Raw genomic sequence first — 15,927 nt, forward strand, 5'->3', positions numbered from 1 at the left:
GACTTGTTACTTTGGCCGCATCACACCTGAATCCAAGGTGAACGCGGGATTGCGCGCCGTGATTCAAAGGCGCCGGTCCGGGCGGGCGGCGATACGCCCAGGTGGCCGCAGGAGCCCCCGGCGTAGCGCCGGCCGGGTACGGGAACCGCAGCCCTCGCCCGGAAAGATCTCTGTAACGTTTCAGCACCCGAGACGCCGAAGGGGCCGGACCCGTCGGGTCCGACCCCTTTCGCTCACTGTCCGTAACCACCGGCGGAGGCCGTCCGGCCGCCGCCCCCCGGTCACGTCACCGGCAGCCAGCCCGTCTGCACCATCTGCCCGGCGGTCACCCGGCGCGACACGTACACCCCGCGGCCCGGCGGCAGCGCCTGCGGCCGGACGGTGCCCAGCAGCGCGCCCTCGTCCCGGTTCCCGGACAGGATCACGCCCTGCCCGCCCAGCTCGCGCATCCGCTGCAGCACCGGCTCGTACAGCGAACGCCCGGCGCCGCCCGCGCTGCGGGCCACGATCACCCGCAGGCCGATGTCCCGGGCGAACGGCAGGAACTCCGCCAGCGGCGCCAGCGGGTTGCCCGAGCTCGTCGCGACCAGCTCGTAGTCGTCGACGATCACGAACATGTCCTTGCCGCTGTACCAGCTGCGGTTGCGCAGCTGCTCGGCGGTCACGTCCGGGCCCGGCAGGCGGCGCGCGCAGGCCCCGCGCAGCATCTCCACGATCGTCGACATGGCCGGCTGCGCGGCCGCGTACTCCACCAGGTACTCCTGCGGCACCGTGCCCAGCAGCGCGCGCCGGTAGTCGCCGATCACGATGCCCGCCTGCTCCGGCGTGTAGCGCTCGGTGATCTGCTTGATCAGCATCCGCAGCAGCGCGGACTTCCCGGACTCGGTGTCGCCGAACACGATGAACAGCGGGTCCGTCTCGAAGTTGACGAACACCGGCGCCAGTTCCGCCTCGTCCACGCCGAAGGACACCCCGCGCTCCGGGTGCTCGAAGCCCTTCGGCAGCGACGTCCCGTCCAGGACGGCCGGCAGCATCCGCACCTGCGGGGCGCGCGGCCCGGCCCAGGCCCCGTCGACCGCGGCGACCAGCGCGGCCACCCCGTCCTGCAGGTCCTCCACCGCGCTGGAACCGTCCAGCCGCGGCAGGCCGCCCAGGAAGTGCAGCCGCTCCGCGGTGATGCCCCGCCCGGCCAGCGGCGGCACGTTCTGCGCCACCCGGCGGTCCACCTCGGACTCCATCGAGTCGCCGAGCTTCAGCTCGGTGCGGTTCTGCAGCAGGTCCTTCAGCGCCGGGCGCACCTCCGCGTACCGGGCCGCGGTGATCACCAGGTGGACGCCGTAGCCGAGGCCGCGCTGGGCGATGTCGGCGATCACCGGCTCCAGCACCTCGAACTCCTGCTTGAAGGTGTTCCAGCCGTCGATCATCAGGAACACGTCGCCGAACGCCTCGTCCGGCAGCTGCCCGGCCGCCCGGCGGGCCCGGTAGGTCGCGATGGTGTCGATCCCGGTGGCCCGGAACAGCTCCTCGCGCCGGTTCAGCACCCCGTGCACCTCGGAGACCATCCGGCGCACCTTGTCCACGTCCAGACGCCCGGCCACCCCGCCGACGTGCGGCAGCCCGGCCAGCGAACCGAAGCTGCCCGCGCCGAAGTCCAGCAGGTAGAACTGCACCTCGCGCGGGGTGTGGGTGAGCGCGAACGAGGCCACCGTGGTGCGCACCACCGTCGACTTGCCCGAGCGCGGGCCGCCCACGACCAGGCCGTGACCGGCCGCCCCCGCGTAGTCGAGCTCCAGGATGTCCGTCTTCTGCTCGCGCGGCTTGTCCACGACGCCGATCGGCACCCGCAGCCGCCCGCCCGGGTACCCGGGCGCGGTCAGCCCGCGCTCCGGCACCACCTGCAGCGGTGGCAGCAGGTGGTCCAGGCTCGGCGCGTCGGCCAGCGGCGGCAGCCACACCTGGTGCGCCGCCGGGCCCTGGCCGGCCATCCGGTGCACGAACACGTCCAGCACGGTGTCCACCAGCGCGTCGTCCTGCTCCTGGACCGCCGGCACCTCCTCCTCCACCGGGTCCGGCAGCTCCACGTACGCCGCGGTGAACTCCACCGGGCTCGCGTTCAGCCGCCGCCCGCCGGTCGACAGCTGCTGGCCCGGCGCCCGGTACGGCCCCGAGACGTACGCGGCCTTGAACCGGTCCATCACGTCCTCGCCGAACTTCAGGTAGCCGACGCCCGGCACCGGCGGCAGGTGGTACGCGTCCGGCACGCCGATCGCCGCCCGCGACTCGGCCGCCGAGAACGTCCGCAGACCGATCCGGTACGACAGGTAGGTGTCCAGGCCGCGCAGCTTGCCCTCCTCCAGGCGCTGCGAGGCCAGCAGCAGGTGCACGCCCAGCGACCGGCCGATCCGGCCGATCTGGATGAACATCTCGATGAAGTCCGGCTTGGCGGTGAGCAGTTCGGAGAACTCGTCGATGATCAGCACCAGCGAGGGCAGCGGGTCCAGCGCCGCGCCGGCCGCCCGGGCCCGCTCGTACTCGTGGATGTTGGCGTAGTTGCCGGAGCGGTGCAGCAGCTCCTGGCGGCGGTGCAGCTCGCCCTCGATCGCGTCCCGCATGCGGTCGACCAGGGTGAGCTCGCCCTCCAGGTTGGTGATCACCGCGGAGGTGTGCGGCATGTCCGCCATGCCGGAGAAGGTCGCGCCGCCCTTGAAGTCGGCGAGCACGAAGTTCAGCGTCTCCGAGGAGTGCGTCATCGCCAGCGCCAGCACCAGGGTGCGCAGCAGCTCCGACTTCCCGGAGCCGGTCGCGCCCACGCACAGGCCGTGCGGGCCCATGCCCTCCAGCGCGGCCTCCTTGATGTCCAGGTAGACGTGCTCCCCGTTCGCCCCCACCCCGATCGGCACCCGCAGCCGCTCGTGCTGGGCCCGCGGACGCCAGCTGCGCGCCACGTCGAAGGAGCCCGGGTCGCCGGAACTCATCATGTCGGTGAAGTCCAGGTTCGACAGCAGCGGCTCGTCGTCGCCGCCCGCCGAGATCCGGTACGGCGCCAACTGCCGCGCCAGCGCCTCGGACTGCCACGTCGAGAGCAGGTCCGGCTTGCCGGTGTACGTCGCCCCGGAAGCCGAACGCAGCACCAGCTCCTCGGAGTTGACCGTCACCATCAGGTGCCCGCTCGGCTCGTCCACGTCACCCGGGACGACCTCGATGACGGTCACGCCCTGCAGGCCCTCCGGGCTCGCCAGCAGCGAGTCGTGCGGCACCCCGGCGCCGTCCATGACGACCACCAGGTGCGGCTGGTCCTGCGCCGGCGCGGCGTCCCGGACGAAACGCTGGCGGCCGGACAGCTCGTCCTGCAGCAGGTACTCCAGCTCGCCCAGGTCGTGCGCGGTCAGCCGGCGCGAGCCCGCGCCGTCGCTCTCCTTGCGGTGCTGGTTGTGCGGGAGCCACTTCGTCCACTCCCACTCCTCGGCCGCGCCCGGCGCCGCCGCCACCGCGACCAGCAGGTCGTCCGGCGAGTGCAGCGTGGTCAGCTGGGCGATCATCGCGCGCACGTTGCCGTACACCGCGTCCGGCTCCCCGCACACCGTGATGTGGTAGAAGGCCCGCAGCGACACCGCCAGCGGCAGGTCCTGCAGGGTGCCGTGCGCCTTCAGGAAGGAGTGCATCGCCGCCGCCGACAGCGGCTCCAGCTCGTCCATCGGCGCGGTCTGCGGTGCCACCAGCGGTGTCGACAGCTGCACCGGCCCCAGGCCCACCCGGATCTGCGCGAAGTCGCCGTCCCCGGAGCGCCGCTCCCACAGCCGCCGGCCCTCCGCCACGATCGACCACAGCTGGTCCGGCGCCGGGTTCAGGAACAGAAGCGCCCCGCGCTGGCTCTCCGCCGTGCGGCGCACCTGGCGGCGCATCTGCTGCAGGTACTTCAGGTAGTCGCGCCGCTCGTCCGCCAGCGCCGTCGACCCGCCCTTGCGGGCCCGCACGACCTGCGCCAGCACCATGCCCAGCGTCGAGGCGACCATCAGACCGCCCATGATCTTCATCGGGGCCTGGGCACCGGGCGAGAAGAAGAACACCGCCGACCCGCCCATGCCGAGCATCGGCAGGATGCTCATCAACCAGTCCTCGCCGCCCTGCCGGGGCAGCTCCGGCGGCGTCTCCAACGCCACCGGATCGTCCGGCACCGCCGGCGGATAGGCCCTGGCCGGGCGCTTGACCGTGATCACACCCATGTGACATCCACCCCGCGGCGTCGATCGATCACTTCGGCATCAGCCCTCACGCAACTGGACTCGTACGGCACCGGGCTCGTACGGCTCGTACGGGACTCAAGACCCACGACCCCCGCCCCCACGCGCAGGGGCCGATCCTAACGGTCGCCCCCGCACCGCCTCTCGGGGCCCGTCCCCGGCCCCCGGCCCGGCCGCTCCCGCACCGCCGCCGCGCACGAACCGACCCGGTAGGGTAACGCCGCGCCAACTCGCGGCCCGGCGGAACCAGTTCCCCCGGCACCGCGCAGCAGCCACACCGAGTGCCGCCGGACCGCGGCCGTCAACGAGGGGGAGCGCCCAGTGCGTCGAAGGAACGAGGGGCGGCCATGACGAGCCCCGCCGCGACCGGCTACTGCCGGGTCACCGTCGTCGCCCCGGACCGCCGGATCGACGTCGCCCTGCCCGAGGACGTCCCGCTCGCGGACGTCTACCCCGAGGTGCTGCGGCTCGCCAACCAGAGCCAGCCCGAAGGCACCCCGACCGGCTTCCACCTCGTCCGCCGCGACGGCACCGTCCTCGACAGCGGCCTGCCGCTCGCCGCCCAGCAGGTCCGCGACGGCGACCTGCTCGCGCTGCGCCCGTTCGCCGAATCCCTCCCGCCGGCCGTCTACGACGACGTCGCCGACGCCATCGCCAGCGCCGTCCAGGCCGACCGCCGGTTCTGGACCGCCGAACTCATGCGCGGCTTCGGTCTGATCGGCGCCGGCGTCCTGCTCGCCCTGCTCGGCTTCGCGCTCTGGTTCTCCGACCTGCGCCACGACATGCACGGCCTGCCCGGCGTCCTCGCCGGCGTCACCGCCGTCGTCCTCACCGCCCTCGCCGGCGTGCGCGCCCGGGTATACCAGGACGGCCACGCCGCGCTCGCCCTCGGCCTCGGCGCCCTGCCGCACGCCCTGATCGGCGGCAGCGGCATCCTCGCCGTCGCCCACCCCGGGGACGGCCCCGGCCGGCTCCAGTTCCTGGTCGGCTGCGTCTGCGTCCTCGTCCTCGCCGTCCTGCTCGTCGGCCTGCTGCCCACGATGGACGCGGTGTTCGTCGCCGCCGCCCTGGTCGCCGCCGCCGGCACCCTCGCCACCTTCGCCGCCGTCCTGATGCCCCGCACCCCGGCCGGCAACATCGCCGCCGTCACCGGCGTCGCCGCCGTCGCCGCGATCGGCTTCCTGCCCGGCCTGTCCGCCCGCTTCGCCCGGCTGCCGGTCGGCTTCAGCGCCCCCGGCCAGACCCGCACCCGCAGCCGCGACTACGACGAGGAGGCCGAGCGCGCCGAGGCCGTCCAGTACGAGCGGATCGCCCAGCAGGCCCGCCGCGGCCACGAGGTGCTGGTCGGCCTGGTCGGCGGCTGCGCCGCGGTCGTGGTCGGCGCCTGCGCCGTCCTCGGCTTCTCCGACCGTATTTACCCGGAACTGCTCGCCCTCGCCCTGGGCCTGGCCGCGATGCTGCGCGCCCGGCTGTTCCGCTACACCGCGCAGGTGCTCAGCCTCACCGTCGCCGGCCTGCTCGGCCTGTGCCTGCTGATCGTCGGCCTGTCCCTGCACACCCCGCAGTTCGTACTGCGCGCGGCCGGCTCCACCACCCAGCTCGACCTGCGCACCATCTGGCTCGGCGCCTCCATCGCCTTCGGCGCCGCGCTGCTCACCGCGATCGCCCTGGTGGTGCCCCGGCTCGGCGTCTCCCCGTTCTGGGGCCGGGTGCTGGACCTGGTCGACAGCCTCACCCTGATCTCGCTCGTGCCGCTCGCGCTCGCCGTCCTGGACGTCTACCGGCTGGTGCGCGGCGGCATCGGCTGACCCGGCCCCCGCACCCGCGACCCGTGCCTCCCACCCGCCGACCGGCCGGGTGGGAGGCACTGGTACGCTTGGCCTTCGAGCGCAGCCGTGTGTCCACCCACCCCGTGGGCCGCCGACCGCGGCCCGCGCTCGCGACACCGAGTTCTCGTTGAGTCCTGTGTTGTCGACCAGGACCGCTCGGTAGACCCTGAAGGAGTTGCAGTGGCTCTCGCCTCTGACGTCAAGAAGCAGATCTTCGCCGAGTTCGGCCAGAAGGAGGGCGACACCGGCTCCCCCGAGGTCCAGGTGGCCATGCTCTCCCGCCGCATCTCGGACCTGACCGAGCACCTCAAGATGCACAAGCACGACCACCACTCGCGTCGTGGCCTGCTGATCCTGGTCGGCCAGCGCCGCCGTCTGCTGCAGTACCTGGCCAAGAAGGACATCGAGCGCTTCCGTACGCTCGTCGACCGCCTGGGCATCCGCCGCGGTGCCGCCGGCGGCGCCCGCTAGTCATGCCGCTCGGGGCGGCTCCCCACACCGGGGAGCCGCCCCTCGCGCGTATGTCGCGACCCTCGGGTCGCGGTGCCCGGACATAACAACTCGCGCGCACCTCCCCAGGTGGCCGAGGATTGCACCGTAGGGTTGTGGGCATGCCGGGTGATGGCGCAGCAGCGCGCCACCCGGGCAGAAGGACCCGAACCCCCCGCGGGACGAAGGCTTCAAACGGAAGCCGCCCGCATCCGAGAGAGCGTCCAGACGCGGACCGCCCCCGGTCCGGCAGCCGTAGCCGCCGGTCCTCGGTAGTGGCCCCCGGAAGCCCCGCAGACGAGCGGGGCGCCCCGGAGGCTTCGATCGAAGACCGGCCCGACTGCCGCCCTCCCTGACAGGAGGGCCCGGGCCCACGTGCAGGCAAGCGCGGGGACGCTCTCCCGGAGACGTACGAAAGAGGAGATCTTCCAGGTGGAAGAGAACGTGTTCTACGCCGAGGCCGTGATCGACAACGGCACCTTCGGCACCCGTACCATCCGCTTCGAGACCGGCCGCCTGGCCCGTCAGGCCGCCGGCTCCGCCGTGGCCTACCTCGACGACGACACCATGGTGCTGTCGGCCACCAGCGCGTCCAAGCAGCCGAAGGAGCACTTCGACTTCTTCCCGCTGACCGTGGACGTCGAGGAGCGGATGTACGCCGCCGGCCGCATCCCCGGCTCGTTCTTCCGTCGCGAGGGCCGGCCCTCCGAGGACGCGATCCTCACCTGCCGCCTGATCGACCGCCCGCTGCGCCCGTCCTTCGTCAAGGGCCTGCGCAACGAGGTCCAGGTCGTCTGCACCGTCATGGCGCTGAACCCGGACCACCTGTACGACGTGGTCGCCATCAACGCCGCCTCCGCCTCCACCCAGCTGGCGGGCCTGCCGTTCTCCGGCCCGATCGGTGGCGTTCGCGTCGCGCTGATCAACGGCCAGTGGGTGGCCTTCCCGACCCACAGCGAGCTGGAGGCGGCCGTCTTCGACATGGTCGTCGCCGGTCGCGTCCTGGCGGACGGCGACGTCGCGATCATGATGGTCGAGGCCGAGGCCACCGACAAGACCATCAAGCTGGTCGAGGGCGGCGCCGAGGCGCCGACCGAGGAGGTCGTCGCCGCCGGTCTCGAGGCCGCCAAGCCCTTCATCAAGGTGCTGTGCGCCGCCCAGGCCCAGCTCGCCGCCCAGGCCGCCAAGCCGACCGGCGAGTTCCCGGTCTTCCTGGACTACCAGGACGACGTCCTCGCCGCGCTGACCGCCGCCGTCAAGGACGAGCTGGCCCAGGCCCTCACCATCGCGGGCAAGCAGGAGCGCAACAACGAGCTCGACCGCGTCAAGGCGCTCGCCGCCGAGAAGCTGCTCCCCGAGTTCGAGGGCCGCGAGAAGGAGATCAGCGCCGCCTACAACGCGCTGACCAAGAAGACCGTCCGCGAGCGCGTCATCAAGGACAAGGTCCGCATCGACGGCCGCGGTGTCACCGACATCCGCACCCTGGCCGCCGAGGTCGAGGCCATCCCGCGCGTCCACGGCTCGGCCCTGTTCGAGCGCGGCGAGACCCAGATCCTGGGCGTCACCACCCTGAACATGCTCCGGATGGAGCAGCAGCTCGACACGCTCTCCCCGGAGACGCGTCGCCGCTACATGCACAACTACAACTTCCCGCCGTACTCGGTCGGCGAGACCGGTCGCGTGGGCGCCCCCAAGCGCCGCGAGATCGGCCACGGCGCGCTGGCCGAGCGGGCGCTCATCCCGGTGCTCCCGACCCGCGAGGAGTTCCCGTACGCCATCCGCCAGGTCTCCGAGGCGCTCGGCTCCAACGGCTCCACCTCGATGGGCTCGGTCTGCGCCTCCACCATGTCGCTGCTGAACGCCGGTGTGCCGCTGAAGGCCGCCGTCGCCGGTATCGCCATGGGCCTGATCTCCCAGGACATCGACGGCGAGACCCACTACGTCACGCTGACCGACATCCTCGGTGCCGAGGACGCGTACGGCGACATGGACTTCAAGGTCGCCGGTACCCGCAACTTCATCACCGCGCTGCAGCTGGACACCAAGCTCGACGGCATCCCCGCCTCGGTGCTGGCCGCCGCCCTGAAGCAGGCCCGCGACGCCCGCCTGCACATCCTCGACGTGATGAACGAGGCCATCGACTCCCCGGACGAGATGTCCCCGAACGCGCCGCGCATCATCACCATCAAGATCCCGGTGGACAAGATCGGTGAGGTCATCGGCCCCAAGGGCAAGATGATCAACCAGATCCAGGAGGACACCGGCGCCGAGATCACGATCGAGGACGACGGCACCATCTACATCGGTGCCGCCGACGGCCCGGCCGCCGAGGCCGCCCGCACCACGATCAACCAGATCGCCAACCCGACCATGCCGGAGGTCGGCGAGCGCTACCTGGGCACCGTGGTCAAGACCACGACGTTCGGCGCGTTCGTGTCGCTCATGCCGGGCAAGGACGGCCTGCTGCACATCTCGCAGATCCGCAAGCTGGCCGGCGGCAAGCGCGTCGAGAACGTCGAGGACGTCCTCGGCGTCGGCGCCAAGGTGCAGGTCGAGATCGCCGAGATCGACCCGCGCGGCAAGCTCTCCCTCATCCCGGTCATCGAGGGCGAGGAAGGCGAAGAGGCCGCTTCCGAGTGAAGCGCCGCTAGCTGACCCTTGCGGCCCGTACGCCTCCCGGCGTGCGGGCCGCACCCTGTTGTCCCCGCAGGACGAAGCTCCCGCAGTACGAAGTCCCCGCGTTCGTCCGCACGGTGCCCGCTCCCGTGCGATTCTCTGGAGGTACCCGTGGCCCACGCCCCGGCCGCGACGCAGCGTCCCGGCACCACCCGGACCCTGCTCAAGGGCGTCGACGGCGCCGGCACGGTGCGCCGCACCGTCCTCCCCGGCGGCCTGCGCGTCGTCACCGAGACCCTCCCGACGGTGCGCTCCGCGACCTTCGGGATCTGGGTCGGCGTCGGCTCGCGGGACGAGACCCCGCAGCTGAACGGCGCCACCCACTACCTGGAGCACCTGCTCTTCAAGGGCACCGAGCGGCGCAGCGCGCTGGACATCTCGGCGGCCCTGGACGCGGTCGGCGGCGAGATGAACGCCTTCACCGCGAAGGAGAACACCTGCTACTACGCCCGGGTGCTGGACACCGACCTGCCGCTGGCCGTCGACGTGGTCTGCGACATGCTCACCGGCTCGCTCATCCGCACCGAGGACGTCGAGGCCGAGCGCGGCGTCATCCTCGAGGAGATGGCGATGGCCGAGGACGACCCGGGCGACGTGGTCCACGACCTGTTCGCCAAGGTCCTCTTCGGCAGCGGCCCGCTCGGCCGCCCGATCCTCGGCACCCAGGAGACCATCAAGTCCCTCACCCGGGACCAGATCGCCGGCTTCTACCACCGCCGCTACCGCCCCGAGCACCTGGTCGTCGCCGCGGCCGGCAACCTCGACCACCGCAAGGTGGTCAAGCAGGTCGAGCGGGCCTTCGCCCCGGTGCTGGCCCGCTCCACCGCCGCCCCCGCCGAGGCCCGCCGCGGCGTCAAGGCGGTGCGCACGGCCGGCAAGGTCGAGGTGCTCAACCGCTCCACCGAGCAGGCCCACCTGGTGCTGGGCGTGCCCGGGGTGCCCCGGCACGACGAGCGCCGCTGGGCGATGGGCGTGCTCAACGCGGCCCTCGGCGGCGGCATGAGCTCCCGGCTGTTCCAGGAGATCCGGGAGAAGCGCGGCCTCGCCTACTCGGTCTACTCGTACTCCTCGTCCTACGCGGACAGCGGCCTGTTCGGCATCTACGCCGGCTGCCAGCCCAAGCGGGTCGAGGAGGTGCTGAAGATCTGCCGCGCCGAACTCGCCAAGGTGGTCGCCGAGGGCATCACCGAGGAGGAACTGCAGCGGGCGATCGGCCAGATCTCCGGCTCCACCGTGCTCGGCATGGAGGACACCGGCTCGCTGATGAACCGCATCGGCAAGGCCGAACTCAGCTACGGGCACCACCTGTCGGTGGACGACATGCTGGAGCGGATCGCGGCGGTGACCCTGGAGGACGTCCACGCGGTCGCCCGTGATGTGCTGGGCGCCTACCGGCCGTCGCTGGCGCTGATCGGCCCGGTCAACGACCGGCGGGCCGCCAAGCTCGCCGAACTGCTGGTCTGAACCTGTTGGTGAGAGGACTTTCGCTATGACGCTGCGTGTCGCCGTGATCGGTGCCAGGGGACGGATCGGCTCCGAGGCGGTCAGGGCCGTCGAGGCCGCGCCCGACATGGAGCTGGTCGCCGCCCTCGGACGCGACTCCAGGCCGGAGGAGCTGACCGCGGCCGGCGCCCAGGTCGCCGTCGAGCTGACCCACCCGGACTCGGTGATGGGCAACCTCGACTACTGCCTGCACCACGGCATCCACGTGGTCACCGGCACCACCGGCTGGACGGACGAGCGGCTCGCCACCGTCCGCGGCTGGCTCGACCAGGCCCCCGGCCTCGGCCTGCTGATCGCGCCGAATTTCTCCATCGGTGCGATCCTCGGGATGAAGTTCGCCCAGACCGCGGCGAAGTACTTCGAGTCCGTCGAGGTCGTCGAACTGCACCACGACCGCAAGGCCGACGCCCCCAGCGGCACGGCCACCCGCACCGCCCAGCTGATCGCCGCCGCCCGCGCCGAGGCCGGCCGGCCGCCGCAGCAGGACCCGACCACCCACAGCCTGCCCGGCGCCCGCGGCGCCGACGTGGACGGCGTGCCCGTGCACGCCGTCCGGCTGCGCGGTCTGCTCGCCCACCAGCAGGTGCTGTTCGGCGACACCGGCGAGACCCTCACCATCCGGCACGACTCGCTGCACCACAGCAGCTTCATGCCGGGGATCCTGCTCGGCGCCCGCAAGGTCGTCGACCACCCGGGCCTCACCTTCGGCCTCGAACACTTCCTTGACCTGTGAGCCCTGAATGACCTCTCGTACCGGCTTCTTCGTCCTGTCCGCCGTACTGCTGCTGGTGTCCCTGATCTGCGTGCTGGAGGGCGTCCAGCTGATCGCCACCGGCAAGCCGCTCGGCATCGGCATCGGGATCTGCGCCTTCGTGATCCCGATGATCGGCGTCTGGTTCCTGCGCCAGACCGTCCGCTTCGGCCGGGACAGCGAACGGCTCGCCCGCGAGCTGGAGGCCGAGGGCGGCCTGCCCGTCGACGAGTTGAAGCGCACCACCGGCGGGCGGATCGACCGGGCCTCCGCCGACGAGGTCTTCGCCCGCCGCAAGGGCGAGGCGGAGGCCGCGCCCGGCGACTGGCGGGTCTGGTTCCGCCTGGCCGTGGCCTACGCCGACGCCGGCGACACCCCGCGCGCCCGCACGACCATGCAGCACGCCATCCGGCTGCACAGCACCGAACCCGCAAGGAGTAACGCGTGAGCGACGAACCGACGGCCCCCAGCTTCCGGGGAGACGTGACGGTGGAGCTGGTCCGCAGCGCCGCCGCCGACTCGGACGTCATCTGGGCGGCCCGCGTCTCGACCGCGGGGGAGCAGTCCCTGGAGGCGGTCCAGCAGGACCCGGAGAAGTCCAAGGGCCTGATCAACTTCCTGATGCGCGACCGGCACGGCACGCCGTTCGAGCACAACTCGATGACCTTCTTCATCAGCGCGCCGATCTTCGTCTTCCGCGAGTTCCACCGGCACCGCAGCGGCTGGTCGTACAACGAGGAGTCCGGCCGCTACCGCGAGCTTCAGCCGGTCTTCTACGTCCCCGCCGAGGACCGCAAGCTCGTCCAGCACGGCCGCCCGGGCAAGTACGAGTTCGCCGAGGGCACCCCCGAGCAGCACAAGACCACCACCGAGGCGATGGAGGCCGCGTACCGCGAGTCCTACGCCCGCTACCAGGAGATGCTGGCGGCCGGCGTGGCCCGCGAGGTGGCCCGCGCGGTGCTGCCGGTCGGCCTGTTCTCCTCGATGTACGCGACCTGCAACGCGCGCTCGCTGATGCACTTCCTCTCGCTGCGCACCAAGCGGGAGAACTCGGCGGTGCCGTCCTTCCCGCAGCGCGAGATCGAGATGGTCGCCGAGCAGATGGAGGAGCAGTGGGCCCGGCTCATGCCGCTCACCCATGCGGCCTTCGAGAAGCACGGTCGGGTCGCCCCCTGACCTGGGACGACGGGCATCCGGCAGAGTGTCTGGCATGTCTGGATTGCGGCTTTTCTGACCGCTCCCTACATTCGTGAACACGGATTCCGGTGCTGCCCGAACCCCCGAGCGGGCAGCACCGGAATCCCATGTCTCCGCCCTTCCGGCCAGCCTCACCTGTCCGAACCATGGACCGGCATGGGAACCGCCCCACCGCCTACGAGTAGTTTTGGACGCATGGCTCCGACCTCCACCCCCCAGACCCCGTTCGGCCGGGTCCTGACCGCCATGGTCACCCCGTTCACCGCCGACGGCGGGCTCGACCTCGACGGCGCCCAGCGCCTCGCCACGCACCTCGTCGACTCCGGCAACGACGGCCTCGTCGTCAACGGCACCACCGGTGAGTCCCCGACCACCAGCGACGCCGAGAAGGCCCAGCTCGTCCGCGCCGTGGTGGAGGCGGTCGGGGATCGCGCCCACGTGGTGGCCGGCGTCGGCACCAACGACACGCACCACAGCGTCGAACTGGCCCGCCAGGCCGAGGCCGCCGGTGCGCACGGCCTGCTGGTCGTCACCCCGTACTACAACAAGCCCCCGCAGGAGGGCCTGTACCGGCACTTCACGCAGGTCGCCGACGCCACCGGCCTGCCGGTCATGGCGTACGACATCCCGGGCCGCAGCGGCGTCGCGCTGAGCCACGAGACGCTGGTCCGGCTCGGCGAGCACCCGCGCATCGTCGCCAACAAGGACGCCAAGGGCGACCTCGGCGCCGCCGCCTGGGCGATCGCCCGCTCCGACCTCGCCTGGTACTCCGGCGACGACATCCTCAACCTGCCGCTGCTGTCGGTCGGAGCGGTCGGTGTCGTGAGCGTCGTCGGGCACGTCGTCGCCGGCGAGCTGAAGACGATGATCGAGGCCTACCTGGCGGGCGATGTGGTCAAGGCCACCACGATCCACCAGGGCCTGCTCCCGGTGTTCAGCGGTATGTTCCGCACGCAGGGCGTGATCCTCACCAAGGCCGCACTGGAGCTCCAGGGCCTGCCCGCCGGCCCGCTGCGACTGCCGCTGGTCGGCGCGACGCCCGAGGAGATCGCGCGATTGAAGAAGGATCTCGCCGCAGGCGGGGTACACCTCTAGCAGACACAGACGTGCGCGCCCCGGCTCGCCGGACCCTCGCGGGCCCGCCGCTGGACCGGACCGAAGGCGCGAGAGCACAGACCCAGTAGGAAGAACGACACTGAGTACGCACGCCATATGTCTCCGGGGGAGGACCCCGGGCATATGGCGTGCGTCGTGAGGAGAGTCTTTTGAGCCACCCGCACCCCGAACTCGGAGCGCCGCCCGCCCTGAAGGAAGGCGCCCTCCGCATCACTCCGCTCGGCGGCCTCGGCGAGATCGGCCGCAACATGACGGTCCTCGAATACGGGGACCGCATCCTCATCGTCGACTGCGGCGTCCTCTTCCCCGAGGACGAGCAGCCCGGCGTGGACCTGATCCTCCCGGACTTCAGCTACATCCGGGACCGCCTCGACAAGGTCGACGGCATCGTCCTCACCCACGGGCACGAGGACCACATCGGCGCCGTCCCGTTCCTCCTCCGGGAGAACCCGGACATCCCGCTGATCGGCTCCAAGCTGACCCTCGCGCTGATCGAGGCCAAGCTCGCCGAGCACCGCATCCGGCCGTACGTGCTGGAGGTCAAGGAGGGCCAGCGCGAGCGCATCGGCCCGTTCGACTGCGAGTTCATCGCCGTCAACCACTCCATCCCGGACGCCCTCGCCGTGGCCGTCCGCACCCCCGCCGGCATGGTCGTGGCCACCGGTGACTTCAAGATGGACCAGCTGCCGCTGGACGGCCGCCTCACCGATCTGCCGACCTTCGCGAAGCTGGCCGAGGAGGGCATGGACCTGCTGCTGGTGGACTCCACCAACGCCGAGGTCCCCGGCTTCATCCCGCACGAGCGCGACATCTCGGCGGCACTGCGCAACGTTTTCGCGAACGCGGACAAGCGCATCATCGTCGCCTCCTTCGCCAGCCACGTGCACCGCATCCAGCAGGTGCTGGACGCCGCGCACGAGTACAAGCGCAAGGTCGCCTTCGTCGGCCGCTCGATGGTCCGCAACATGGGCATCGCCCGCGACCTCGGCTACCTGAAGGTCCCCGGCAACATGGTCGTGGACGTCAAGCAGCTGGACGACCTCCCGGACAAGGAGGTCGTGCTGATCTGCACCGGTTCGCAGGGCGAGCCGATGGCGGCGCTGTCCCGGATGGCCAACCGCGACCACCAGATCCGCATCGTCGAGGGCGACACCGTCGTCCTGGCGTCCTCGCTCATCCCGGGCAACGAGAACGCCGTCTACCGGGTGATCAACGGCCTGACCCGCTGGGGCGCCAAGGTCGTGCACAAGGGCAACGCCAAGGTGCACGTCTCCGGCCACGCCTCGGCCGGCGAGCTGCTGTACTTCTTCAACATCTGCAAGCCGCGCAACCTGATGCCGGTCCACGGCGAGTGGCGCCACCTGCGGGCCGCCGCCGAGCTGGGCATCGCCACCGGCGTGCCGCGCAACCGGGTCGTCATCGCCGAGGACGGCGTCTGCGTCGACCTGGAGAAGGGCGTCGCCCGGATCGTCGGCAAGGTGCAGGCCGGGTACGTCTACGTCGACGGCTCCTCGGTCGGCGACATCACCGAGGCCTCGCTCAAGGACCGCAAGATCCTCGGCGAGGAGGGCTTCATCTCGGTCTTCGTCGCGGTCGACTCGACCAACGGAAAGATCATCGGCGGCCCGACCATCCAGGCCCGCGGCTCCGGCATCGACGACAACGCCTTCGTGCCGGTCGTCGCCAAGCTGCAGGAGGCCCTGGACCGCTCGGCGAGCGACGGGGTGCTCGAACCCCGTCAGGTGCAGCAGCTGGTCCGCCGGACCATCGGCAAGTGGGTGGCGGACAACTACCGCCGCCGGCCGATGATCCTGCCGGTCGTCGTCGAGGTCTGATCCCCGTCCGACCCCTGCTGTCCTCGGTTTGACGTGGGGCAGCCCGGTGCGTAATGTTCTCCGGGTTGCCCCACGGGACGAGCCCCAAGGAAGTACTCGAATCAGAATTCGAGAACGACCGGGAAAACGGACCGAGAAACTCTGATAGAGTTCGGGAGCGCCGAAAGGCGAAAGCCAAATCGGATGAATGAAACTCCGGAAAACGGAGCGGAAAACATCTGATAAGCTGGAAACACGAAAGAACGAAGCGCCCGGAGGGCCCGCTGGAAGGCGGCTCGAAGGAAGCGTCC

The 15,927-nt window shown here is 71.4% G+C and carries 10 protein-coding genes; 9 read left to right on the forward strand and 1 reads right to left on the reverse strand.

Annotation, left to right across the window (positions count from 1 at the left end; genetic code table 11):
- Positions 1–281 precede the first annotated feature (281 nt).
- The gene (gene eccCa / locus ACPC54_RS36810; RefSeq protein WP_498971150.1) at positions 282–4,223 is read right to left on the reverse strand and encodes a type VII secretion protein EccCa; all 3,942 of its coding nucleotides are present in this window, start codon (positions 4,221–4,223) and stop codon (positions 282–284) included.
- A gap of 365 nt (positions 4,224–4,588) precedes the next feature.
- Between eccCa and eccD the strand changes: the two genes are divergently transcribed.
- The 9 genes from eccD (at position 4,589) to ACPC54_RS36855 (ending at position 15,637) form a co-directional block, all read left to right on the forward strand.
- Positions 4,589–6,049, forward strand: a complete 1,461-nt coding sequence (eccD, locus tag ACPC54_RS36815; protein ID WP_498971152.1) for a type VII secretion integral membrane protein EccD — start codon at positions 4,589–4,591, stop codon at positions 6,047–6,049.
- Between the two features lie 201 nt (positions 6,050–6,250).
- Entirely contained in the window at positions 6,251–6,541 is a 291-nt protein-coding gene (gene rpsO, locus ACPC54_RS36820; protein ID WP_380732529.1) for a 30S ribosomal protein S15, read from the forward strand.
- A 450-nt stretch (positions 6,542–6,991) separates the two neighbouring features.
- Entirely contained in the window at positions 6,992–9,199 is a 2,208-nt protein-coding gene (locus ACPC54_RS36825; protein ID WP_498971155.1) for a polyribonucleotide nucleotidyltransferase, read from the forward strand.
- Between the two features lie 147 nt (positions 9,200–9,346).
- Positions 9,347–10,699, forward strand: coding sequence for a M16 family metallopeptidase (locus tag ACPC54_RS36830; RefSeq protein WP_498971157.1), 1,353 nt, complete (start codon positions 9,347–9,349; stop codon positions 10,697–10,699).
- Between the two features lie 25 nt (positions 10,700–10,724).
- Positions 10,725–11,471, forward strand: a complete 747-nt coding sequence (dapB, locus tag ACPC54_RS36835) for a 4-hydroxy-tetrahydrodipicolinate reductase (protein WP_498971159.1) — start codon at positions 10,725–10,727, stop codon at positions 11,469–11,471.
- A 7-nt stretch (positions 11,472–11,478) separates the two neighbouring features.
- The gene (locus ACPC54_RS36840) at positions 11,479–11,937 is read left to right on the forward strand and encodes a hypothetical protein (RefSeq protein WP_498971161.1); all 459 of its coding nucleotides are present in this window, start codon (positions 11,479–11,481) and stop codon (positions 11,935–11,937) included.
- Positions 11,934–12,665 carry an FAD-dependent thymidylate synthase gene (gene thyX, locus ACPC54_RS36845; RefSeq protein ID WP_498971163.1) on the forward strand — a complete coding sequence of 244 codons (732 nt, stop codon included), beginning with the start codon at positions 11,934–11,936 and terminating at the stop codon, positions 12,663–12,665. Before ACPC54_RS36840 ends, thyX begins: the two co-directional genes overlap by 4 nt.
- Before the next feature lie 216 nt (positions 12,666–12,881).
- On the forward strand, positions 12,882–13,781 hold the full coding sequence (gene dapA / locus ACPC54_RS36850) for a 4-hydroxy-tetrahydrodipicolinate synthase (protein ID WP_498971165.1): 900 nt from the start codon (positions 12,882–12,884) through the stop codon (positions 13,779–13,781).
- Positions 13,782–13,951: 170 nt separating this feature from the next.
- Positions 13,952–15,637 (forward strand): ribonuclease J, encoded by a 1,686-nt coding sequence (locus ACPC54_RS36855; RefSeq protein ID WP_498971167.1) that lies wholly within the window; start codon positions 13,952–13,954, stop codon positions 15,635–15,637.
- Positions 15,638–15,927 lie beyond the last annotated feature (290 nt).

This window comes from Kitasatospora sp. NPDC094028 (assembly GCF_049543595.1).
Lineage (GTDB): Bacteria > Actinomycetota > Actinomycetes > Streptomycetales > Streptomycetaceae > Kitasatospora.

Bases quoted from the DNA above. Each gene is read 5' to 3' on its own strand.
- ACPC54_RS36840 (WP_498971161.1), top strand. From the start codon at position 11,479: ATGACCTCTCGTACCGGCTTCTTCGTCCTGTCCGCCGTACTGCTGCTG.
- dapA (WP_498971165.1), top strand. From the start codon at position 12,882: ATGGCTCCGACCTCCACCCCCCAGACCCCGTTCGGCCGGGTCCTGACC.
- dapB (WP_498971159.1), top strand. From the start codon at position 10,725: ATGACGCTGCGTGTCGCCGTGATCGGTGCCAGGGGACGGATCGGCTCC.
- eccD (WP_498971152.1), top strand. From the start codon at position 4,589: ATGACGAGCCCCGCCGCGACCGGCTACTGCCGGGTCACCGTCGTCGCC.
- eccCa (WP_498971150.1), bottom strand. From the start codon at position 4,223: ATGGGTGTGATCACGGTCAAGCGCCCGGCCAGGGCCTATCCGCCGGCG.